Consider the following 23021-nt stretch of genomic DNA (forward strand, 5'->3'; position numbering starts at 1 on the left):
CCTCACCATGAAACTGCTACGACTGGGCCCCAAGGGCGCGGAACGACCCGCCGTGCTTGATGCCGATGGGCAGGCGCGCGACGTCTCGTCCCTTGTCAGCGATTTCGGCCCCGGCACGCTGCCCTCTCTGGGGGCGGTTCTGGCCGGCGCGGATCTGGCCGCGCTGCCCGCGATCGACATGGAAAACACCCGCATCGGCGCGCCCATTGCCCGGCCACACAATGTCTGGTGCATCGGGCTGAACTATTCGGACCACGCCGCCGAAGCCGGGATGCCCATCCCCGCCGAACCGATCCTCTTTACCAAGCCGTCCTCGACCGTCTGCGGCCCTTTCGACCCGGTGCCGAAAGCCGCCCATAGCAGCAAGCTGGACTGGGAAGTCGAACTGGGCGTGGTGATCGGCAAGCCTGCGCTGGAAATCACCGAAACCGAGGCGATGGATCACGTCGCGGGTTATTGCACCGTGAACGACATCAGCGAACGGGAATGGCAACTGGACCGCGGCGGCCAATGGTCCAAGGGCAAGGGCTATCCGAATTTCTGCCCCACCGGTCCATGGCTGGTGACACCGGACGAGATCGCCGATCCCGGTGCCCTGTCGATGCAGATGAAGGTGAACGGTGCGGTGATGCAATCCGGTTCCACCGAGACGATGATCTTTGGCGTCGCGCGGATCATCTCTTACCTGTCGCAATTCTGCCTGCTGGAACCGGGCGATCTGATCTGTACCGGCACCCCTCCGGGGGTCGGCATGGGCCAGACGCCGCCACGCTACCTTGATCCGGGAGACCGGATGGAACTGGCCATTCACGGGCTGGGCCGGCAGGCCCAACAGGTAATCCCCGCGGAGGAGTTCTCATGGATCTGAGCAAACGCCTGCAAGGCAAGATCGCGGTGGTGACCGCCGCCGGTCAGGGCATCGGGCGCGCCGTGGCCGAACGTTTCGCCGCCGAAGGGGCCGAGGTCCACGCCAGCGACCTGAACGCGGCGCTGCTGGCCGATGCCGAAGAAATGCAAACCGCGGCGCTGGACGCCACCGATGCACAGGCCGTGGCGGCCTATATGTCCGCTCTGCCAAGGATCGACCTGCTGGTGCATGCGGTGGGCTATGTGCACCAAGGCAACCTGACCGACTGCCCGCCCGACGAATGGCGCAAGAGCAGCGCGATCACACTGGACAGCGCTTATCACGTGATCCAGTCGGCCTTGCCGCGCATGGTACAGCACGGCGGCAGCATCACGGCGATCGCCTCGGTTGTCTCTTCGGTCAAGGGCCTGCCCAACCGGGCCGCCTATGGAACGATGAAGGCCGGCGTGATCGGGCTGACGAAATCGGTGGCCTGCGACTACCTGTCCTCCGGCATCCGTTGCAACGCTGTCTGCCCCGGTACGGTGGACAGCCCGTCGCTGCGGGCGCGCATTGCCGAACTGGCCAAGAAATTCGGCAGCGAGGAAGAAGCGTGGCGCTTTTTCCTCGACCGGCAACCGACAGGACGCCTTGGCACGGCGGCCGAGATCGCGGGGTTGTGCGCCTATCTTGCCTCGGACGAAGCCGCATTGATGACCGGTCAGGCGCTTTGCATCGACGGCGGGCTTACCATCTGATGCCTTTGGCGCGCGTGGCACTCTGGCCGCGCGCGCCGGGGAACAAAGCTGGTGCTTCGATAACCCGCCCCTTCAAAAACCGCCTGTTTTCACGGTTCATCCACGGGCTGGACGCGGATATCGAACAAACGGGTTCCGATGGTCGTGGAAAAACCAAAGCGGTCTACCACACCCAAAGCGCCGTCCGGGCGCGCGCCTTCCCGGGTCACGACAGTTTTCGCTTCGCTTGCCGGGTCGTTTGACCGCTCCACAAACCGACACCAAAGGCGATCATGGCCAAAACTGCGGCGGCCACAAATGTTGCCGAAAAGGCCATGGACACATCAACGATCCGCGCGTCCGCCGCATCTCCGGTCCCCATGACAACCACGAAGAAGGTGGACATCGACGAAGCGCCCGTCATCAGGCCAAGATTGCGGGACAGCCCCAGCAAACCGGACAGGCGTCCGCGCTGCTCTTTCGACGCACCTGCCATGACGGCGGTATTGTTGGCGGCAAGGAACATCTGAAAGGCGGGCGTCAACACGGTCAGCGCAACGACATAGCCGCCAACACCGAACAGGCGCGGCAAGAAGGCAAGGCAGACAAGCCCCAGCACAGTCTGCGCCAACCCGCCAAGCATCACGCGCCGCGCTCCGTAGCGATCCGTCAAACGACCGGCGGGCACCCCGAATAGCGCCCCCACAACCGGCCCGACGGCCAGAACCATTCCGACCACGGCTTCGCCCAGACCAAGAGAGAACGTCAAGTAGAATGGTCCCACGACCAGCGTCGCCATCATGACGGTTCCAACAAGGATGTTCATGACAAAACCCGCCGCCGTCCTTCTGTCCAACAGCACCGCCATCGGAACAAGCGGCGCGCTTGCGTGGCGTTCGACGGCAACGAAAAGCACGGTCGCAGTCAATGCGACCGCCATCAGCACGCCCGGTGACAGCGGAACGCCCGTGGCCCCTCCGCTGGTCGCAAGGGAATAGGTCAAAAGCGCCACGATCAGAACGGCGGTCCCCGGGATGTCCAGCGATCTGAGCCCTGCCCGTGGCCGCGATCCGTCCCGCCAGACGGCCAGCAAGACAAGCGCCAAAGCCAGCGCGGCAAACCCGGCGAGGAACCAGAAGGCCATTCGCCAGTCACTCCACGCCAGCACAAGACCGCCAAACGAGGGGCCAAGCGCGGTCCCGGCGGCAGAGGTGGTCCCCAAAAGCCCCATGGCCATACCAAGCTGTCCAGGAGGCACCAAATCACGCGCAACCGACATCGGCAGCGCAATCAGGATCGCACCGCCCACCCCCTGAAGCGCACGCCCCATGATCAAAAGGCCAAGGTTGGGGGCGGCAGCACTAGTGACCGAGGCCGCTATGAATAGGGCAAGGCCAGAGATCATGACCCGGCGATGGCCAAACAGATCTCCTAGCCGTCCGGCCGAAACAATCGTGACAGTCACCGACATGAGATAGGCCAGAACGACCCATTGAGCCTCGGATACGGTGACGCCAAAGCTGCGGGTCAGCGTCGGCAGCAACACCGAAGCGATGCTGATCCCAAGCGATGCGGTCAGGGAAGCGGCAGCAAGCGCTGCCAGGACTGGGCGCGATGCGCGCTCTGGCGGGGTATTGTTCATGGTAACGACTCTTGCGTTGATGACTGGCGGCGGATAGCCTGCCACTTCAAGTCAACTTGAGGTCAAGCATGAAGCTGCTCGATATCGGGGACCTGTCGAAACAAAGCGGCCTCGCCCCTTCAACGCTGCGCTACTACGAAGAAATCGGATTGATCCAATCGGTCGGACGGCACGGCTTGCGGCGGCAGTTCGAAGCGCAAGCCGCCACCCAGATCGCCCTGATTTCATTGGGAAAGATGGCGGGGTTTTCCTTGCAGGACATCAAGGGCATGTTCGCAAAGGACGGAACACCACAGTTGCCCCGCACCGAGTTGCATCTGCGCGCCGATGCGCTTGATGAGCAGATCCGCGGATTATCACGCTTGCGCGACGCGCTGCGGCACGTGGCGGAATGCCCGGAACCAAGCCACATGGACTGTCCAAAGTTCAGACGGCTGATGAACTTCGCCTCTCGCGCTGCCAGCAAAGGTCCGGCATAAGACCCCTGATTGTTGATCTTGTTAATCAGGAAAGCCGGAATGTTGAAATCCGTATCCGCGGCCCTCGCGGCTTGTTTCTTTGCCTTGCCCGCATTTGCAGAACCTTTGGTCGGCGTCCGAACCATTGCCCCCTCTGCCGGAGAGGATCTGCGCGCCCTGTCGGTGACGGTCTGGTATCCCGCCAAAGACGGCGGTTCGCTGGAAGATATCGGTCGAAATGCCGTTTTCGTCGGGCAGCCCGCCTATCGCGATGCCGAAATCGTGCAGGACACCCTTCCGTTGCTTTTGCTTTCGCATGGAGGCTTGAGATCGGCGGCCGATTCCGGCGCATGGCTGGGCAGGCGACTGGCCGAAGCGGGGTTCATCGTGGCCGAAGTCAACGGCCCGCGCCCGGGCAGCGCTGAACAGGCCGTGAACGAGATTTGGCGGCGGCCGCAGGATGTGTCGCTCGCGCTTGATCGGATTATACAGGATCAGACCCTGTCCGCCTTGGTAGATCCGACCCGGATCGCCGTGGCGGGACATGCGCTTGGAGCCACCGCCGCGCTGGCCCTGACCGGCGGCAGGTTCGATGCCGATATGTTTGCGGCAGCCTGCGCACCTGACGCAGACGGCCCGGATTGCGCATGGTACGCGGCGCAAGGCGTTGCATTGGCCAGCGTTGACCGGGAGCATCTTGAAAACCCGCATCGCGATCCCCGGATCAGTGCCGCCATTGCCGTGGACCCGGAGTATGCGGAGGTCTTCCTTGCTCCGAGCCTGAATGACCTAGCCCCTGATACTCGGGTGGTCTGGCTGGGTGCTCCGACCCGCCCGCAATTCGCAGGCACCGACCTGCCACAAGCGGTGATCGAAGGCGCATCGGGCTATGACGCCTTCCCGCTATGCACCCCCAAGGGCAAATTCATCCTTGCCGAAGACGGTGGCGATGCCGCCCTGTGCGACACAGATGGCGCAAAGCGCGCGCGCATCCACGATGAGGTTGCCAAGCGTATTGGCGCGCTTCTCAATCCTTGAAAACACCGCCCCTTCCCCTGCAAAAAATAATTGCAGGGGCTTGGCTTGGGCCTATGCGGGTCGGGGAGGATGGACCTTGGCTCAATCGACGTGACGTCCAGTGGCCGTTGCCCCAAGCCTTGCGCCCCCTGAAAGACTGGGAAACAGGCGCCCGCCATCGCGAGCGCCTGTGAATCCTCAGGCCAGTTTCCTCTCGCGCTCTTTCCAAAGCATCGCCACCTCTACAGCCACCAGCACCAGCATCGAAAGGCCAACCAGCGGAAAGAACAGACCCGCTGCAATGGCCATCAACATCAGTGTGCGGGGAATGCGCCAGTCTGCCGGCACCGTCGGCACGCCGACCGCCCCGGCTGGCCGACGCTTCCACCACATCGCTGCGGCAGAGACGCACAGCCCGACCATGGCGACGCAGGCGAGCAGCAGGACGATCTGGTTCGCCAATCCCCATTCCTGCCCCATGTGGACCGAGATGCCCCATTCGGCCGAGCGGCCCAACCTGCCGAGATCTGCCAGTCCCGCGTCGTAAAGCACCGCTCCGCTATACTGATCCAGATGGATCACCCGCTCATAGGTGATGTCGTCAGGATAGACTGATGCGGTAAAGACCCCTTGGGCGCCTTTCGGCATCGAAACCGAATATCCCGGAACGATGCCAAGACCTTCGACCGTTGCAACGACCTGATCGAGCGTCTGCGGCACGCCGTTTGCGGCACTGGAAAGCGGCACCGGTTGTTTTTCGATGATCCAAGGCGCTCGATCCGTTGCCTCGGACAGCGGTTGCGTCGAAAGCGGCAAGCCGGACCAATAGCCATCTGGCATACCAAGGCCCAACGCATTGGCGTAATCGTAGAACTTGCCGCCCCAGACGGCGGACCAAGGCAGGCCCGTCAGCGCAAGGAAGACGATGAAAAACCCGGTGTAAAGGCCGGTCACCGCGTGCAGGTCGCGCCACCATGGACGTCCGCGCGCGGCCTTGATTGTCACGGTGCCAAGACCCTTGCCCCGTGGCCACCACAGGTAGATGCCGCTGGCAACCAGCAAGACCATCCAACCTGCGGCAAGCTCGATCAGGCGATTGCCAATCCAGCCGACATATTCCAGAGAATGCAGCTTGCGCACGACATACATGGCCGGGCTGCCGGCCGCACCACCGTCCCAAAGCGCCCCCAGCACCTCACCGGTATAAGGGTTCACATAGATCGTATTCTTGAGCCCGTCGCGACCAAGAATGTCGACCTCGGCACTGCGGGTCTTGGTGGGGGGCGGCGTATAGGCCTTTACCGTTCCGGGATGGGTGTCGAGAGCGGCCGCCACCAGAACCGACGGGGCAAGTTGCGACGTTTCAGGGGCGACCAAGCGCAACCCGGAATAAGCGGTGTCGTTGATTTCATCCTTGAAGAGATAGATGCCGCCTGTGACCGCAAGGATAAGCACGAAGGGCAGGATCATCAGCCCGGCGATAAAGTGCCAGCGCCACACGGCGCGATAGAGCGCTGCCGAGGCAGCGCGCGGAGTTGTTTCTGTCATTTTGATTGTCCGATTGGCCCGGCGATCAGCCGGGCATGAGAAAAGCGCCTCGGGCAGAGAGTCGCCGAGGATTGGATCCGAAAAGCCGGTGGATGACCGTCAGACCCGGACCGGGGGCGCTCTCGGTGAATGACAGGGGTTACGGGCCTGCGCCGCACGGTGCAGATCGTCGCGGCGCTGCCACGCCTCATGCGGCACCAAAAGGAAGCTCTTGCCGTCATAAGTGCTTGCCGGGGCTTCAGGAAGGCCGTGGCAAAGCGGACAGCGATGATCATGCGCCGCCTCCTGACCGCACAGATCGCCACCCGAGCTTCCAAAAATCAGGGCGTAGCTCTCTAGCTGGACAGTCGCGCGATCCGGCGCCATGCGTGCAGCAGAAAAGGCGCTCGACCATGCCATCAGCACGCCAAGCGCCAAGATCACCACAAAGGTCGCCCCGTTTCGCATGGCGACCAATTGGCACGGGTTTGACGCAAGCGAAAGTTCAATTTCCATGGCTCCTGACATTTCGCCCTTGGGCAACGTCAGGGAACTTGGGCAGCCAACTACGAAGCTTTGCTACATTCCCCCGATGCCTTGGCGCAGCAGCGCCACACGAACCATTGGTGGCATCGTGTAGAAGGACCGCCGGAAGAGAGGTTAGCTGTCCGCGACACTTGGCGTCACCGGTTTGCACCCGGCCAGGCGCAACCGACCCCGACAATCATGGATTTCGAGATTGCAGGCTTTAGCAGGGTCACGACGTTAAGCGACGCATCGCCCATCGCGGAGATCACCCCAAGACAGAGGTGAATTGCTGCGGCGGCCCGGTCCTTTTGGCCCGCCCTTCTCCCACCAGAAATGACCGCGCCATCGACCAATGCCGGGCTGGCAACGCTTTGCTGCGGAACCGTTGTGCTGGGCGGCAGACAGGAGTAACCGAGCGCAACACCTGCCAGAAAATCGCAACGCCGCACATCAGCCGGGTTCGCTGAAGTACCGGGTTACGATTCTCTGGCATTCCGTTTACAGGCAGTATTTCTCCCGCAAGGCATCGCGCGATTCACTCGGAAAAGGGCCACGCTTGCCATGCGCTTTGAGACGGGCAATGTCCCTTTTCCTCGAGCTTTTTTCGTTTTCGTATTTCGGCAACCATGCCGGCTCGCCTGCGACCTCTGTTGTCACGTAGGGAAATCGCAAATCCGGGTAGGACATCTTCATGCTTCTTTCCGCCGCTGCTACGTGTTGCAACATTGAATGCCTTGCCCATGAACGAATAAGTTCCTGAAGGTGGTCATCTGTGGCGTCAAACCTCTTCAGGCGATGTGTGCGCGCAACGATTAGATAGCGGTGTCGCCAATCCATCGCAGCAAAAACCATGGCCGGAGCAATCGTAAGAAACAGAACCAGCCTCAGTGCTTTTGCCCAAAACAATTCGGGCCAAAGAAGGTCAGACCCAAGGCCGGCGCTCAAGACGGCAAGGGGTTGGGTCAGGACAAGGTTCACAGCCTCACCCTGCGAAATCATGTCTGGCGCAACGCCCTGTTGCCCGAACAATCCCAGCCAAATCACCAGCGGCAGGAACGCCAAAAGCGGCAACGCAATCAACGGCAAGGCCAGCCAACGACCCACCGGTGTTCCCGGGCGCCAACGTTGAATTGCAAGATAATGCCAGTCGGATGCACGTTGCAAAGACCATCTCTTGTGCAGCCAGACAATGCCAAGGGGTATGACAACGGCGCTGACAACAAGAAAACCGATGATCCAGGACAGCGGGCCGTCGACGACAACAACTCCGGTTTCAATCGGGGTGAACTCGTAAAACCACAGGTTAATCACCGGCACATTGCCCAGCCCCGCCAACATGACCACGGAGCCAAGAAATGCGAACAGTGCCGGCCCCGCCCGAAAGAAATGGACGAACAAAAAGGCCCACATGACCAGTCCGAACAACGCCATGGCCCAAGTTATCAAAAACGGAAGAACCGAGATCAAAAGGATCACACCAAAGATCGGACCCAATAGCTTTCCAAGGGCAAAGCCTCCAGAGGCCAGAGCCTGAAACTCTTCCTGGTCTTGCCGCGCAATGCGGTCCCTTTCGTCCGCGGTGAGGGCATTTGGGCCTTGGGCGTTGTAAATCTTTCTAATTTCAAAATCTTCGCGCATCATCTGACCGTTTAATAGAAACTGCCATAGGTGTCTGATACTGCTATATGGCAGCTTTATGGCGCGCGGATTGGAACAGGCCGTCTTTTTGGGAAAACTTCGACCGGCAACCCGTCATTTCGGAAATGGAAACAATCGTCCCAAATGTCGTTATAGAACACGAGAAGTACGTGGCGCACCAATGCCGTCGACTTGGACGATGGTGAAACTCGGCCCTGCCGCCAAGCCTTCAACGGAACGTCTGCCCCGTGGTCTTGGTGTTGGCTGCCCGGAGTGCCTGATGGGTGTCTCGCCTCACATCTGTGAGCGCGCACATATTCTTTGAACGGTTCGACCTATCAGGCCAGGCGTGGATCAGGGCAGTCGGGCACACCCCAAAGCCCCCGGCGGTTCGGCCCGGCGGAAATGAAGGCAACCTCAGCGACCGGCCGGAGCGGCGACCGTGTCATCTACCGGCGATGCGAAACGTATCCCGCAGCCGTTATGTCGTTGAAAGTGGTGGGTGATGAGAGACTCGAACTCCCGACATCTTCGGTGTAAACGAAGCGCTCTACCAACTGAGCTAATCACCCGAACCGACGCGGGATTTACCCAAAGGGATGCCCCCGCGCAAGACCGGTTTTGACCGGAACGACAATCGCCCCGAAGTGAAAACGCGCCCCTTCTCAGCGGCGCGTTCCCGAAAATCTGGTGGGTGATAAGAGATTTGAACTCCTGACATCTTCGATGTGAACGAAGCGCTCTACCACTGAGCTAATCACCCGGTGGCGGAGTTCTTAGCGGCTCGTGACGACCTGTGCAAGAGCCTTGGGACGCAAAAAATCGCCCTCTTTCACAAAGTTTTGCCCCCTCACCTAGCGGCAGCTTCATCACAGGTCTGGCGCGAAAACCACAGCCTTTCCCCGGGTTGCTTGACTTGCAACGAATCCCCGATGCAGGATTTTTGGGCAACCACCACCTGGGTTTGGAGACTCAAATGAAAAAGACAATTGCTGCCGCAAGTCTTCTGATCGCCGCGACGACCACCACGGCCGTCGCCGGAAGCTATGAAACACCCTACGTCGCACCGCCGGTCGTCGTCGAAGAGACGCAGCAGACCAGCAGCAGCGGCGGTATGCTTATCGCGCTGATGACCATTGTGGTCTTTGGCGTGGCCGCCAGCCAATAAGGCAATCCGGCCGGGATCTGCCCCCGGCCATCCAGTTCCCGCAGTTGGATGCGGGGCATCATCTCCGGGGACGCGGGGACGACGAAACGGGGACAAGGGCCTTGCGATGCGCAGGGTCCTTTTCTTTGTCCTGCATGATCCGGTTGTTGCATTCCGGACGCGCTGAAACAGGTGTCGCAATTTGATACTTGCCCCAAGGTCAATCAAGGGCAGACTGAAAACATCACCGCCGATCAGGCGGTTGACGGTTGGGTAATCGGTATCTTGGTCACTTCATAATTCGGGGGATCAGATGAAGAAAACAGCACTCACCACCGCGCTCTGCCTGTCCGTGGCAAGCGCCGCCATCGCAGACAGCAAACCGGTCCCGAGGATGAGCCCGGACCAATTGCGCGATGACATGATCGTATCGTCGCAAAGCGCCGAACTGGCAGCGGCCTCGGCGTCGGCTTCCAGCGCCGCGCTGCTTATTCCGCTGATGCTGGTGGTGATCCTTGCCGCGGCGGCCAGCTCGGGTGGCGGGCACCACTACTATCCGTATTACCACCTGCACTGACCGCAGGTCGGCCAGACCGGCGACGACAGAAAAAACGCGCGGTGGTTATCCACCGCGCGTTTCTGGTTTCCTGATGGGGAAGTCCGTCCCCCGGCCCGGCAGGCCGCGCTTAGTGCGCGGTTGCCCCGGCGACGGAATCCTCGGCCTTGCGAGCTGCGGCGGCTGCCGCTTCCTCGGCCTCTTCGTCCCATTCAACCGGTTCCGGCTTGGACACCAATGCGATGTCCAATACCTCCGAGACGTGTTTGACGGGGATGATCTCCAGCCCCTCTTTCACGTTGTCCGGCAGTTCGGCCAGATCCTTTTCGTTTTCCTGCGGGATGAGGACCGTCTTGATCCCGCCCCGCAAGGCCGCAAGCAGTTTCTCCTTCAGACCGCCGATCGGCATGGCATTGCCGCGCAGCGACACCTCGCCGGTCATGGCAATGTCCTTGCGGACCGGGATGCCGGTCAGCACCGACACGATCGAAGTCACCATGGCCAGACCCGCAGAGGGGCCATCCTTGGGCGTTGCACCGTCGGGCACGTGGACGTGAATATCCAGCTTGTCGAACTTCGGCGGTTTCACCCCGATCTTGGGCGAAATCGACCGGACATAGCTCGACGCGGCGTCGATGGATTCCTTCATCACGTCGCCGAGTTTGCCGGTGGTCTTCATCCGGCCTTTGCCCGGCAGCTTCAGCGCCTCGATGTGCAGGAGGTCGCCGCCGACCGACGTCCAAGCCAGACCGGTGACCACACCCACCTGGTTTTCGTCCTCGGCCAGACCGTAACGGAATTTCCGCACGCCCAGGAAATCGTCGAGGTTTTCAGAGGTGACAGTGACCTTCTCCTCCTCCTTCTTGACGATCTTGGTCACGGCTTTCCGCGCCAGCTTGGCAATCTCACGCTCAAGGTTCCGCACGCCGGCCTCGCGGGTGTAATACCGCACGATATCCGTCAACGCGTCATCGCCCACTGCGAACTCGGTCTTTTTCAGGCCGTGGTTCTTGACCTGCTTGTCCAGCAGGTGCCGCTTGGCGATTTCGATCTTTTCATCCTCGGTGTAACCCGAGAGCGAAATGATCTCCATCCGGTCCAGAAGCGGCCCGGGCATGTTGTAGCTGTTGGCCGTGGTCACGAACATCACGTTGGACAGATCGTATTCCACCTCAAGATAGTGGTCCACGAACGTCCCGTTCTGCTCGGGGTCCAGAACCTCCAGCATCGCGCTGGCCGGGTCGCCACGGAAGTCCTGACCCATCTTGTCGATCTCGTCGAGCAGGATAAGCGGGTTCGTGGTCTTGGCCTTTTTCAGCGCCTGGATGATCTTGCCCGGCATCGACCCGATATAGGTCCGGCGGTGGCCGCGGATCTCGGATTCGTCACGCACTCCACCCAGCGAAATGCGGATGAACTCGCGCCCCGTGGCCTTGGCGACCGATTTGCCCAAAGAGGTCTTACCCACACCCGGAGGTCCGACGAGGCAGAGGATCGGGCCCTTGAGCTTGGTCGACCGGGCCTGCACGGCCAGATATTCGACGATCCGCTCCTTGACCTTGTCCAGGCTGTAGTGGTCGTGATCAAGGATGTCCTGCGCCTTGTTCAGGTCCTTTTTCACACGGCTTTTCGTCCCCCACGGAATGCTCAGCATCCAGTCAAGGTAGTTGCGCACCACTGTGGCCTCGGCGCTCATCGGGCTCATGTTCTTCAGCTTCTTGAGTTCCGCCTCGGCCTTTTCCTTGGCCTCTTTCGAAAGCTTGGTCTCGGCGATTTTCTCTTCCAGCTCGGCAACTTCGCCTTCGCCGTCTTCGCCGTCGCCCAGCTCTTTCTGAATGGCTTTCATCTGCTCATTCAGATAATACTCGCGCTGGGTCTTCTCCATCTGGCTCTTGACGCGGGTCTTGATCTTTTTCTCGACCTGCAAGACAGACAGCTCGCCCTGCATCAGGCCATAGACCTTTTCCAGACGCTCGCTGATCGAAAGCGTTTCCAGAAGCTCCTGCTTCTGTTCCACCTCGACCCCAAGATGACCGGCGACCAGATCCGCAAGCTGTGCGGGGTCGGTGGCCTCGCCCACGGCGGACAGGGCTTCTTCGGGAATGTTCTTCTTGATCTTCGCGTAACGTTCGAATTCTTCGGCGACCGTATGCACCAACGCCTCGATAGCGGCGGTGTCACCCGGCATTTCGTCCAGGTACGCGGCCTTGGCTTCAAAGAAATTCTCGTTTTCGATATATTCCTCGATGCGCACGCGGGTCTGACCCTCGACCAGCACCTTGACGGTGCCATCGGGCAGTTTCAGCAGTTGCAGCACATTGGCCAGCACGCCGGCCTGATAGATGCCGTCCGTGTCCGGATCGTCGATCGAGGGATCGATTTGCGACGCAAGCAGGATCTGCTTGTCATCGTTCATCACCTCTTCCAGTGCGCGCACCGACTTTTCGCGCCCCACAAAGAGCGGCACGATCATGTGCGGGAACACGACAATGTCGCGCAGCGGCAGCACAGGGTAAGATGGATTCAGAGGTTGTTTCATGCTCGTGTCCTGTTCTTGGCAAGACGTCCCTGCCCCGCTTCGCGGCAGCCTTGGTCCGTCTCCGGTCATGAGGGCTAAAGATGGGGTCGGCGCGCCAGGATTCAAGCTTGCCGTCTCGGGCCCGTGATGGACCGCAGAATGACGGTCCGCCCCGGCGGGCGCAAGGTGACTTTGCGCGCAATCGCACGGATTCCACCCTGAAAATGCGGTCCCAACCGGGGTTTGCGCGTGCCCCGCGGACGGAGCACGCACCAAGATTGGCAAACCGCTCAGGCGGCCTTTTCCGACAGCGTGGGATAGTCGGTATAGCCCTCGACGCCGCCACCGTAGAAGGTTTCGCGCTTGGGCGTGTTCAGCTCGGCCCCAAGTTCAAGCCGGCGCGGCAGGTCCGGGTTGGCGATGAAGGGCACGCCAAAGGCCACAAGGTCCGTCAGCCCCTCGCCCACGCGTTGGTTGGCAAGGTCACGGTCATAGCCGTTGTTGCCCATCCACACCCCGTCAAAGCGCGCCTTCAGCTTGGCCAGATCCGCCCCTTCAGGCAGGTCACGCGGTCCGCCGGTCTGACCTTCGATCATGTGCAGATAGGCCAGTCCGCGCCCCGAAACGAAATCCACGAGGTATTCGGCCAGCGCCGCCGGATCGCTGTCCACGGCGGCATTTGCCCCCGAGAAGGGCGACAGCCGCAGACCCACGCGCGACGGCTCCCAGGCGGAGGTCACGGCATCCAGCACTTCGCCCAGCAGGCGGGTGCGGTTTTCCAGCGACCCGCCATAGGCGTCCTGCCGGTGGTTGGTGCCATCCTTCAGGAACTGATCCAGAAGGTAGCCATTGGCCGAATGCACCTCGACCCCGTCGAAACCGGCCGCCTTGGCGTTCAGCGTGGCCTGCCGATAGGCTTCGACGATGCGCGGCAGTTCGTCCAGTTCCAGCGCCCGTGGCGGCGAAACCTCGACCATCTGCGTGCCGTCAAAGGTTGGCACACCTTCGGCATGGATTGCGGAGGGCGCAACCGGCGCCTTGCCATCCTCCTGCAAGGACACATGGCTGACACGACCAACATGCCACAGCTGGATCACGATCTTGCCACCCTCGGCATGGACCGCATCGGTGACCTTTTTCCAAGCAGCCACCTGCGTGTCATTGTAGATGCCCGGCGTCCAGGCATAGCCCTTGCCCTCGGGTGAAATCTGGCTGGCCTCGGTGATGATCAGGCCCGCGCCCGCGCGCTGGCGGTAATACTCGACATGCATCTCGGACGGCGCATCGTCAAAGGCACGGTTCCGCGTCAGCGGGGCCATGACGATACGGTTCTTGAGGTCGATGGCCCCGACGGTGACGGGGTCGAAAAGGCTGGCTGACATAATGAGCTCCTTGCTCCACAGCATTTGGAGGTCAGCAAATAAGCAGCCGCAGGCCGCGCCCAACCCCGCCAGCCAAAAAACATCTGCGGACAGGTGCTGTGCGTCGATGCACAATTGTTTAGGAGCGGGCAAAACCACCCTGCAAAGATCCAAATTATTACTGTATCAATTCACGACAACCACGCTGAAAATGCGCGGTTTTTCGCCACAAAACCGCATTCCCCTTGCATCAATCGTCGCAAAATTTTCATTTTACTTTCACACCCCCGCCCCCTACCCGAAGGCGGAGCGCCCCACAGGGGCACGAGGCAAGAGGAGAACACCCCATGCGTATCGCGATCCTTGGCGGCGACGGTTTCGTCGGATGGCCCACCTGTCTGCATCTCTCGGCACAGGGGCACGAGGTGCATATCCTCGACAATCTCTCGCGCCGCTGGATCGACACCGAACTGGGCGTGCAATCGCTGACGCCGATGGATTCGATCCAGGAGCGGGTGCGCATCTGGAAGGAGACCAGCGGCGAGACAATCCATTTCCACCTGCTGGACCTTGCCAAGGAATACGAACGCCTCAAACAGTGGCTGGGCGAATACCGCCCCGACGCCATCATCCATTTCGCCGAACAGCGCGCCGCGCCCTATTCGATGAAATCCGACCGTCACAAGGTCTATACCGTCAACAACAACGTCAACGCCACGCATAACCTTTTGGCCGCAATGGTCGAGTCGGGCTGCGACGCGCATCTGGTCCACCTCGGGACCATGGGCGTCTACGGCTATTCCAGTGTCGGCGCGCCGATCCCCGAAGGCTATCTGGACGTGACCATCGACACGCCCACGGGGCCGCGCGACCAGCAGATCCTCTACCCCACGCGCCCCGGCTCGGTCTATCACATGACCAAATCGCTGGATCAGATCCTGTTCCAGTTCTACGCCCAGAACGACGGCCTGCGGATCACTGACCTGCATCAGGGCATCGTCTGGGGCACCCATACCGACCAGACCCGCCGCCATGAACAACTGATCAACCGTTTCGACTATGACGGCGACTATGGCACCGTGCTCAACCGCTTTCTGATTCAGGCCGCGATCGGTTATCCGCTGACCGTGCATGGCACCGGCGGACAGACCCGCGCCTTTATCCATATCCAGGACTCGGTGCGCTGCATCGAACTGGCGCTTGGCGACGCGCCCGCCCACGGTGACCGGGTCAAGATCTTCAACCAGATGACCGAAACCCACCGCGTCCGCGATCTGGCGCAAAAGGTGGCCGATCTGGCCGGCGGTGAGGTCAAATTCCTGCCCAACCCGCGCAAGGAAGCGGCCGAAAACGACCTGATCGTCGACAATGACCAGTTCCTTGCACTGGGCCTGAACCCGATCACGCTGGCCGAGGGCCTGTTGTCCGAGGTGGTCGACGTGGCAAAGAAATACGCCCACCGGATCGACCGGTCGCGCGTGGCCGCCGTTTCGGCATGGACCAAGGACATCGCCGCCAAGGTGGACCATGATCCCGAAGGCAAGGCGCTGCGGTCGGTCTCGTGAAACGCGCCTATGTGACACTGGTAACCAACGCGGATTTCGCGTTGGGTGCCAAGGCTTTGCTGCACTCTCTTAACCTGACCGGCACAACCGCCGACCGGGTGGTGCTGCACACCGGCGGTGTCCCGGCAGAGGCGCTGTCGCCTCTGGCCGCGCTTGGTGCGCGGCTGGTCAGTACCGAGTTGTTGCCCACCTCGGACGCCTTCAACGCCGCCCATGCCCGCGCCGCGCTGCACGGCGCGGCCCCTTTCACCAAGGGTGAAAAACCGGCCTTTCACACGCCGCTGGACAATTTCTGCAAGCTGCGGCTCTGGCAGTTGGACTATGACCGCGTGGTCTTTCTGGATGCCGATACGCTGGTACTGCGCAATATCGACAATCTGTTCGACTACCCCGAGTTCTGCGCCGCCCCGAATGTCTACGAAAGCCTTGCGGATTTTCACCGCATGAATTCCGGCGTCTTTACCGCGCGTCCTTCCCGGACTACCTTCGACGCGATGATGGCGCGACTGGACGTGCCCGGCGCCTTCTGGCGGCGCACCGACCAGACCTTTTTACAAGCGTTCTTCCCCGATTGGCACGGGCTGCCGGTGACCTGTAACATGCTGCAATATGTCTGGTTCAACATGCCCGGCCTTTGGGACTGGGACAGTGTGAAAGTCCTGCATTTCCAATATGAAAAGCCCTGGCAGGACCATGCCAAGGCCGACCGTCTGCGCCCGCTGATCGACCTTTGGCAGGTCTATGCCCGGGGCGGTACGCCGGATCTGTCCGCCCTGCCGCGCGCCGCATGATCGGCTTGACCGGTGCCAGCGGATTGATCGGGGCCTTCCTGTTGCGGGGCCTGCCCGGTCCGGTGACCACATTGGGTCGCAAACCTGTCCCGGATCATCCGCACCGAATTTGGGATCTGACCGGCCCCGCACCGGATCTGACCGGCATCCAGACGCTGATCCACGCCGCCTTTTCCCATGTCCCGGGCCGCTATCGCGGCGGTGAAGGCGATGATCCCGACGGTTTCCTGCGCGCCAATCTCGACGGCACGCGCCGCCTGTTCGACGCTGCCGCAGAGGCAGGCGTGAAGCGCATCCTCTTTCTCTCCTCCCGCGCGGTCTTCGACGGGCTGCCCGACGATACCCCGCTGACAGAGGCCACCGCGCCGCATGCCGCCTCGCTTTATGGACAGGTCAAGGCGCGGGCCGAGGCACATCTGCGCGACCTGCCCCTGATCCGTCAATCACTCCGCGCCACCGGCGTCTATGGCCCCGGCCCCCGGCACAAGTGGCGCGGCCTCTTTGCCGACTATCTTTCAGGTCAGCCCATCGCCCCGCGCCGCGGCACCGAGGTGCATGGCGCAGATCTGGCACAGGCCGCCTGCCTGCTGCTGAACAGCCACGCAACCGGGGCCTTCCATGCCTCCGACATCCTGCTCGACCGGCATGACCTGCTGTCCGAGGTCCAGCGCCTCACCGGCTGCCCCCACGCGCCGCCGCCGCGCAGCCCCCGCATCGCCAACCCGCTGGTCTGCCAAAGGCTTCCCGAACTGGGCTGGCGCCCCGGCGGCCTGTCCCGCCTGCGCGCCGACCTGCCCGCCATGCTCGCCTGAACAGCTGTTTCCCGGAGCCCTCCATCGCTGATGCCGGTCCGAGGCAGAGCGGACGCCGCTGCAAGGGGGCGCAGCCCCGCGCTTGCGCGGCTTGCCCTTGCGGCGGGGTCCGGTTTGTCTCAGGCATCTTTCAGCGATGGTGGGGGCTGGGAAACACGCCTGTTTCCTGGTGAGTCCAGAAGCGAACATTCCCACGCCAAACCCGCGCAACCCGGGCTCCAAATCTTAACGAATCGTGAAATCGCCCCTGTAAGCCATTGATCTGGCATTCCCCCCAAGCTGTCCGCGCGTGGACAGGCTCAAAGCGGCGGAAGATCCCCCTCGGCGCGTTGCGCGTGGAACTGCGCCTCGAAATCGGCAAATGTCCCCGCCTCGATTGCCGCCCGCATATCCGCCATCAATTCCTGGTAATAATGCAGGTTGTGCCATGTCAGCAGCATCCCCGAGATCATCTCTCCGGCGCGGAACACGTGATGCAGATAGGCCCGCGAATAGCCGGTGCAGGCCGGACAACTGCACTCTTCGTCTAGCGGGCGGGGATCGTCCGCGTGACGGGCGTTCTTGATGTTCACCTGCCCCCGCCGGGTCCAGGCCTGCCCGGTACGCCCCGACCGCGACGGCAGAACACAGTCCATCATGTCGATGCCCCGTTTGACCGCACCGACGATGTCGTCGGGCTTTCCCACGCCCATCAAATAGCGCGGCTTGTCCTCGGGCAGCATCTCGGGCGCGTAGTCAAGGCAGCCGAACATCGCCTCCTGCCCTTCGCCCACGGCCAGGCCGCCCACGGCGTAGCCGTCAAAGCCGATCGCCCTCAGGGCCTCGGCCGACTCGCCGCGCAGGTCCTGTTCCAGTCCGCCCTGCTGGATGCCGAACAGCATATGCCCCGGCCGGTCGCCAAAGGCCTCGCGCGAACGCGCCGCCCACCGCATCGACAGCCGCATCGACTCGGCAATGCGCGCCCGATCCGCCGGCAACGCCGGGCATTCGTCAAAGGCCATGACGATATCCGACCCCAAAAGCTTCTGGATCTCCATCGACCGCTCCGGGGTCAGCATGTGTTTCGACCCGTCGATATGGCTGCGGAAACTCACGCCTTCTTCGGTCAGCTTGCGCAGTTCCGACAGACTCATGACCTGGAAACCGCCCGAATCCGTCAGGATCGGCTTTGACCAGTTCATGAACCGGTGCAGCCCTCCCAGGCGCGCAACCCGCTCGGCCCCGGGCCGCAGCATCAGGTGATAGGTGTTCCCCAACAGGATATCCGCGCCGGTTTCCGCCACGCTTTCCGGCATCATGCCCTTGACGGTGGCTGCGGTGCCCACGGGCATGAAGGCCGGGGTGCGGATTTCTCCACGGGGGGTGCGGATCACACCGCGCCGCGCGTGCCCGTCCCGGGCGATCAGGTCGAAACTTGTCTGTGCCATGCCCGCCCCTCTACACCCAACGCAAACCGGAACAAAGCCACAATCGCCTCGCCGCACCGGCCCGAGGCAAGGCCCCGCAGGGGCCGCCGCCAAGGCTTCCTGCGCGCGCAGCGCGCACATTCGGATCACGCCCCCTTGCCCGCAGGCCCCGCCAAAGCCACTGTAGCGCCATGAGCAGAACCCCGACGTACAAGGGCGGAATCAAGGCCGTCATCGACCAATACGAAGCCCGCCGCGCGCCGCTTCCCGGGGCGCCCGGTCAGGGGTTGCCGCCGCTGGACTGCGACCTCGACGCGCTGGCCCGTGCCATCGTGACCGATCCGTCGAAGGGGCCATATGCGCCCCCCTTTGCCGATAACCTGCATCGCAAGATCTACCAGTTGCGCGAAGAGTTGCAGGGACAATCGGAACTGACCGTCCTGCACGGTCTGACCGTCGCACATCTGCGCAAGCGCAGCTTTCCCGATCACGCGCCTCAACTGTTCCAACGGCTCTGGGCGGAACAGGGTGCGCAACTTCTCGACCAACTGGATTCCCGCTGGCTTGTCTCGGCTGTGACAACCTTTGGCGACCATGGCACAACGCCGATCCAGCGCAGCACCGGGCTGGCGCTCTCGACCCTCTTCGGGATGATGAAGCTCTACGAGAATGAACGCCTTTACAGCGGCAAGACCCCGGATCAGCCCTTTGCCCTTGGCAACCGGCTCAAGGCCCGTCTGCCGCTGGAGATGAACTCTTATGCGCTGGTCGGTGGCGGGCTGGACGTCAACCTCATCGCCCGCCTCTGGCAAGAGGCCCAAGAGGACGCGGTGATCGCCCCCCTTGCGCATCACCTGCTGGACCTGCTGATCCATGACGAGGCCGGAGTCTTTCGCCGCCTCGCGGTCATGGGCGCGCGCAAATCCCGGCGCGACCGCGCCGAGCCCCCCAAGGGCAACGAGGCACCGGTCCCGGCCCGCCCGCGCAAGACACCCGACACCCTGCGCTGGGGACTTGTCAGTACCATCAAGGCACCGCTGCCGCAGATAGCGCGGTTCGCGGCGCATCACCTCGGTCTTGGCGCGCATGTGCTGCATCTCTACCTTGATGCGCCGGACCCGGCGACCGCAACCTTTCTCTCGCGCCATCCGCGCATCCATGTCACCTGTTGTGACAAGACCTATTGGCAGACCGCCGGGCGCAACCGAATGCCCGCCCATCAGTTGCGCCAAGCGTTCAACGCCACCCGAACCCTGCGCGCCAGCGCCGACATGCTGGATTGGCTGGGCCATATCGACCATGACGAATTTCTCATCTCCGACCGCCCCATTGCCCGCATCCTGTCCAAAGTGGCCGCCGACCGGGCCATCGCGCGCATCCCCCCGGCCGAGGCGCTGGCGCGCGAAGACGGAGCGCCCCGCCACTTCAAGCTGACGCACAAACAGGCCGGGGCGACGAAATCCACGCTTCAGGAGATCTATCCAACCTTCGGTCTGCATCTCTTTGGAGGCTTTCTCAGTCACACCGGCGGCAAGGTCTTTGCCCGGCCCGGCATCCCCGACACCCGTCTGGGTATCCATACGCTCAAGTACAAGGGAGAGGACGCCACCAACCGTACCAAACCGGACGGTCTCTATCTGGCGCATTTCCACGCCCCAAGCTGGCGGCATTTTCGCGACCATCTGGATTTCCGGCGGGAAAAAGGGTCTTACCGACCCACCGAGGCGCGCAGCGAAATGGGTCAGGGCGAGTTGTTGACCTATCTTGAGGCCGAAGAGGGCGAAGCAGGTTTGCGGGCTTTCTTTGACGAGGTATGTGCCGACACACCAGCGCTGCGGGACCGGCTGGACCGGCACGGAATGCTGTTGCGCCATGACTTCGATTTCGACGCCACGGTCAGGCGCGTCTTTGGAACCCTGCCATGACCCGCTGGGGCACGGTCACCACGGTCAAGGCGCCACTGCGCGCGATCCTCGACTTCGCCGCCTGGCATCTCGAACTGGGCGCGCACAGGGTTTATCTCTATCTTGATGAGGACGCGCCACAGAGTTTCGCCGCGCTCAAGGCGCACCCAAAAATCCGGGTGGTGCAGACCGACGCCGCATGGTGGGCGAAACGCAACGGCCGCCCCGACAAACATCAGGCTCGTCAGGCCGCCAATGCCCGCCACGCCAACAACCGCAAACCCGAGGTCGACTGGCTGTGCCATATCGACGTGGATGAATTTCTGCTGACCGACCGCCCGGTGGCGGAGCAACTGGCCGCGCTGAACCCATCGGCGCTTTGCGCCCGTGTCCGCCCGGTCGAGGCGCTGGCCCCCGGCAGCGGCACGCGGGAGGGTGAAACGGCATTCAAGGCCTTTCACCTTGACCAGACGGCCAGACAGGCCGCCGCCCGCGATTGTTTTCCGACTTGGGGGACACACCTGTCAGGCGGTTTTCTCAGCCATGTGGCCGGCAAGATGTTCTTTCGCGCGGGCACCAAGGGATTGCAGATCCGGATTCACAACGTCCTGCTGGACGGCGAACAGAACCCCGGACAGGCGGTATTGCCCGGTATCGAACTGGGCCATTTTCACGCCGCCAGCTGGGATCACTTTCTTTCCGCATACCGCTTTCGCCTTGCGCGCGGATCCTATCGTTCCGAGTTGAAACCGCAGGTCCGGGGAGAAGACGCCATCAACCTGCATGACCTGTTTCGCAGTATCGAATCCACCGGAGGCGAACCGGCCCTGCGCGCCTTCTTTGAAGAGGTCTGCACCGCCGATGCGGCACTTTGCACACGGCTTGACCGGCACGGTCTTTTGCGGCGACGGGTGATGAATCTGCCCGCCTTGCGCAATTGTCACTTTCCCGACGTCAAACTGTCATAGGCTCTGCACCAGTTTCCCGTCTGGATGGGATCCCGCCCCGTCATCCGGCCCCCAAATCGAGCGAACGATTGACCTTTCCACCAGTTTTGACTATGGCAAGCGCCACACAGGGGGATGACTGTACTGCCACCGGGCCACACGGGCCCTTCCCCAATCAGACGCGCGGGCCAGGCTTAGTGTCCGCAAACAAACCGGACATATATGACCAAATTCTCTGATCTGAACCTCAGCCCGAAAGTCCTGAAAGCCGTCGAAGAGGCCGGCTATGAAAGCCCGACGCCGATTCAGGAAGGCGCCATTCCCCACGCGCTTGAAGGCAAGGACGTGCTGGGGATCGCCCAGACAGGCACCGGCAAGACCGCCAGCTTTACCCTTCCGATGATCTGCAAGCTGGCCCGTGGCCGCGCCCGAGCCCGGATGCCGCGCAGCCTTGTGCTTTGCCCGACCCGCGAACTGGCCGCACAGGTCGCCGAAAACTTCGACACCTATTCCAAATACGTCAAACTGACCAAGGCGCTGCTGATCGGTGGCGTTTCCTTCAAGGAACAGGATGTCCTGATCGACAAGGGCGTCGACGTTCTGATCGCTACACCGGGCCGCCTGCTGGACCATTTCGAACGTGGCAAGCTGCTGTTGACCGGCATCGAGATCATGGTCGTGGACGAAGCAGACCGGATGCTGGACATGGGGTTCATCCCCGATATCGAACGCATCTTCTCGCTGACGCCCTTCACCCGCCAGACCCTGTTCTTTTCGGCCACCATGGCCCCCGAGATCGAGCGGATCACCAACACCTTCCTCTCTGCCCCCGCGCGGATCGAGGTTGCGCGTCAGGCGACCGCCTCGGAAACCATCGAACAGGGCGCCGTCGTCTTCAAACCCTCGCGCAAGGATCGCGAAGGCAGCGAAAAACGCCGCGTCCTGCGTGCGCTGATCGACGCCGAAGGCGAAGCCTGCACAAACGCCATCATTTTCTGCAACCGCAAGATCGACGTGGATGTGGTGGCCAAATCGCTGAAGAAATACGGTTATGACGCCGCGCCGATCCACGGTGATCTGGATCAGTCGCAGCGGATGAAAACGCTGGACGGGTTCCGCAACGGCGACGTGCGTCTGCTGATTGCCTCGGACGTGGCGGCGCGCGGGCTGGATATTCCGGCCGTCAGCCATGTGTTCAACTTCGACGTGCCGTCGCATGCCGAGGATTACGTTCACCGCATCGGGCGCACGGGCCGCGCAGGCCGCTCCGGCAAGGCCTTTACCATCTGCACCCCGCGCGATGAAAAATACTTCGACGCGGTGGAAAAGCTGATCCAGAAGGAAATTCCCAAGCTGGACAACCCGGTCAAGACCGAGGCCCCCAAACCCGTCGAAACCGCCGAGGAACAACCCGTCCGCAAAAGCAGCAGCAGCCGCCGTTCGGAAAAATCCGAAGACCGCGCGCCGCGCAGCTCGGATCGCGGCCGTTCCTCGGACCGCCGTGGTGGCCGCGACAACAATGTCGTCGGCATGGGTGATCACATGCCCGAATTCATCGCACTCAGCTTTGAGGAACGGCGCGCCAGCTAAGCCTCCTGCGCGCCCCCTCAGAAACGACAA

19 protein-coding genes and 2 tRNA genes are annotated in these 23021 nt (G+C 62.1%); 12 read left to right on the forward strand and 9 right to left on the reverse strand.

What is annotated here, in order from left to right:
- Nucleotides 1-7: 7 nt before the first annotated feature.
- Entirely contained in the window at nucleotides 8-868 is an 861-nt protein-coding gene (locus KJP30_RS04585) for a fumarylacetoacetate hydrolase family protein (protein ID WP_218447810.1), read from the forward strand.
- Entirely contained in the window at nucleotides 859-1605 is a 747-nt protein-coding gene (locus tag KJP30_RS04590) for an SDR family oxidoreductase (protein ID WP_218447811.1), read from the forward strand. The genes KJP30_RS04585 and KJP30_RS04590 overlap by 10 nt, the downstream gene beginning before the upstream one ends.
- Before the next feature lie 205 nt (nucleotides 1606-1810).
- Here the strand turns inward: KJP30_RS04590 and KJP30_RS04595 are convergent, their stop codons facing one another.
- On the reverse strand, nucleotides 1811-3226 hold the full coding sequence (locus KJP30_RS04595; RefSeq protein WP_218447812.1) for an MFS transporter: 1416 nt from the start codon (nucleotides 3224-3226) through the stop codon (nucleotides 1811-1813).
- Between the two features lie 68 nt (nucleotides 3227-3294).
- Here KJP30_RS04595 and KJP30_RS04600 point away from each other — a divergent pair, with 68 nt between their 5' ends.
- Together KJP30_RS04600 and KJP30_RS04605 are read left to right on the forward strand one after the other, a co-directional pair.
- Nucleotides 3295-3705: a helix-turn-helix domain-containing protein gene (locus KJP30_RS04600; protein WP_218447813.1), complete on the forward strand. Its 411-nt coding sequence runs from the start codon at nucleotides 3295-3297 to the stop codon at nucleotides 3703-3705.
- 39 nt (nucleotides 3706-3744) lie between these two features.
- Nucleotides 3745-4722: an alpha/beta hydrolase family protein gene (locus KJP30_RS04605; protein ID WP_218447814.1), complete on the forward strand. Its 978-nt coding sequence runs from the start codon at nucleotides 3745-3747 to the stop codon at nucleotides 4720-4722.
- Nucleotides 4723-4899: 177 nt separating this feature from the next.
- Here the strand turns inward: KJP30_RS04605 and KJP30_RS04610 are convergent, their stop codons facing one another.
- The 5 genes from KJP30_RS04610 to KJP30_RS04630 all read right to left on the reverse strand — a co-directional run bounded on the left by KJP30_RS04610 (nucleotide 4900) and on the right by KJP30_RS04630 (nucleotide 9157).
- Nucleotides 4900-6249 (reverse strand): PepSY-associated TM helix domain-containing protein, encoded by a 1350-nt coding sequence (locus tag KJP30_RS04610; RefSeq protein ID WP_218447815.1) that lies wholly within the window; start codon nucleotides 6247-6249, stop codon nucleotides 4900-4902.
- A 99-nt stretch (nucleotides 6250-6348) separates the two neighbouring features.
- Nucleotides 6349-6744 (reverse strand): hypothetical protein, encoded by a 396-nt coding sequence (locus KJP30_RS04615; RefSeq protein ID WP_218447816.1) that lies wholly within the window; start codon nucleotides 6742-6744, stop codon nucleotides 6349-6351.
- 510 nt (nucleotides 6745-7254) lie between these two features.
- The gene (locus KJP30_RS04620; protein ID WP_218447817.1) at nucleotides 7255-8397 is read right to left on the reverse strand and encodes a hypothetical protein; all 1143 of its coding nucleotides are present in this window, start codon (nucleotides 8395-8397) and stop codon (nucleotides 7255-7257) included.
- Nucleotides 8398-8890: 493 nt separating this feature from the next.
- Nucleotides 8891-8966: transfer RNA gene (locus KJP30_RS04625), tRNA-Val, on the reverse strand.
- A gap of 116 nt (nucleotides 8967-9082) precedes the next feature.
- Nucleotides 9083-9157, reverse strand: a tRNA-Val gene (locus tag KJP30_RS04630).
- 213 nt (nucleotides 9158-9370) lie between these two features.
- Between KJP30_RS04630 and KJP30_RS04635 the strand changes: the two genes are divergently transcribed.
- Nucleotides 9371-9562, forward strand: coding sequence for a ferrochelatase (locus KJP30_RS04635; protein WP_218447818.1), 192 nt, complete (start codon nucleotides 9371-9373; stop codon nucleotides 9560-9562).
- 292 nt (nucleotides 9563-9854) lie between these two features.
- Nucleotides 9855-10118, forward strand: coding sequence for a hypothetical protein (locus tag KJP30_RS04640; protein WP_218447819.1), 264 nt, complete (start codon nucleotides 9855-9857; stop codon nucleotides 10116-10118).
- Nucleotides 10119-10227: 109 nt separating this feature from the next.
- Here the strand turns inward: KJP30_RS04640 and lon are convergent, their stop codons facing one another.
- Both lon and KJP30_RS04650 read right to left on the reverse strand, forming a co-directional pair.
- Nucleotides 10228-12636: an endopeptidase La gene (gene lon / locus KJP30_RS04645; RefSeq protein WP_218447820.1), complete on the reverse strand. Its 2409-nt coding sequence runs from the start codon at nucleotides 12634-12636 to the stop codon at nucleotides 10228-10230.
- A gap of 269 nt (nucleotides 12637-12905) precedes the next feature.
- Complete coding sequence (locus KJP30_RS04650) at nucleotides 12906-13997, reverse strand: alkene reductase (RefSeq protein WP_246594348.1); 1092 nt, start codon at nucleotides 13995-13997, stop codon at nucleotides 12906-12908.
- Between the two features lie 326 nt (nucleotides 13998-14323).
- On the opposite strand from KJP30_RS04650, the gene KJP30_RS04655 reads away from it, so the two are divergent.
- From KJP30_RS04655 to KJP30_RS04665, 3 genes are read left to right on the forward strand one after another with little or no spacing between them, the layout of a single operon-like run.
- Nucleotides 14324-15541, forward strand: a complete 1218-nt coding sequence (locus KJP30_RS04655) for an NAD-dependent epimerase/dehydratase family protein (RefSeq protein ID WP_218447821.1) — start codon at nucleotides 14324-14326, stop codon at nucleotides 15539-15541.
- Complete coding sequence (locus tag KJP30_RS04660) at nucleotides 15538-16332, forward strand: glycosyltransferase (protein ID WP_218447822.1); 795 nt, start codon at nucleotides 15538-15540, stop codon at nucleotides 16330-16332. The genes KJP30_RS04655 and KJP30_RS04660 overlap by 4 nt, the downstream gene beginning before the upstream one ends.
- Nucleotides 16329-17144: an NAD-dependent epimerase/dehydratase family protein gene (locus KJP30_RS04665; RefSeq protein ID WP_218447823.1), complete on the forward strand. Its 816-nt coding sequence runs from the start codon at nucleotides 16329-16331 to the stop codon at nucleotides 17142-17144. The genes KJP30_RS04660 and KJP30_RS04665 overlap by 4 nt, the downstream gene beginning before the upstream one ends.
- A 299-nt stretch (nucleotides 17145-17443) precedes the next feature.
- On the opposite strand, the gene tgt is transcribed toward KJP30_RS04665, so the two are convergent.
- Nucleotides 17444-18571 (reverse strand): tRNA guanosine(34) transglycosylase Tgt, encoded by a 1128-nt coding sequence (tgt, locus tag KJP30_RS04670; RefSeq protein WP_218447824.1) that lies wholly within the window; start codon nucleotides 18569-18571, stop codon nucleotides 17444-17446.
- Nucleotides 18572-18741: 170 nt separating this feature from the next.
- Between tgt and KJP30_RS04675 the strand changes: the two genes are divergently transcribed.
- From KJP30_RS04675 to KJP30_RS04685, 3 genes are all read left to right on the forward strand, one after another.
- Nucleotides 18742-20475 (forward strand): glycosyltransferase family 2 protein, encoded by a 1734-nt coding sequence (locus tag KJP30_RS04675; RefSeq protein WP_218447825.1) that lies wholly within the window; start codon nucleotides 18742-18744, stop codon nucleotides 20473-20475.
- On the forward strand, nucleotides 20472-21422 hold the full coding sequence (locus KJP30_RS04680; RefSeq protein WP_218447826.1) for a glycosyltransferase family 2 protein: 951 nt from the start codon (nucleotides 20472-20474) through the stop codon (nucleotides 21420-21422). The genes KJP30_RS04675 and KJP30_RS04680 overlap by 4 nt, the downstream gene beginning before the upstream one ends.
- A gap of 201 nt (nucleotides 21423-21623) precedes the next feature.
- Nucleotides 21624-22991, forward strand: a complete 1368-nt coding sequence (locus KJP30_RS04685; protein ID WP_218447827.1) for a DEAD/DEAH box helicase — start codon at nucleotides 21624-21626, stop codon at nucleotides 22989-22991.
- Nucleotides 22992-23021: the final 30 nt, after the last annotated feature.

The sequence above is a fragment of the Antarctobacter sediminis genome (assembly GCF_019218285.1).
GTDB lineage: Bacteria > Pseudomonadota > Alphaproteobacteria > Rhodobacterales > Rhodobacteraceae > Antarctobacter > Antarctobacter sediminis.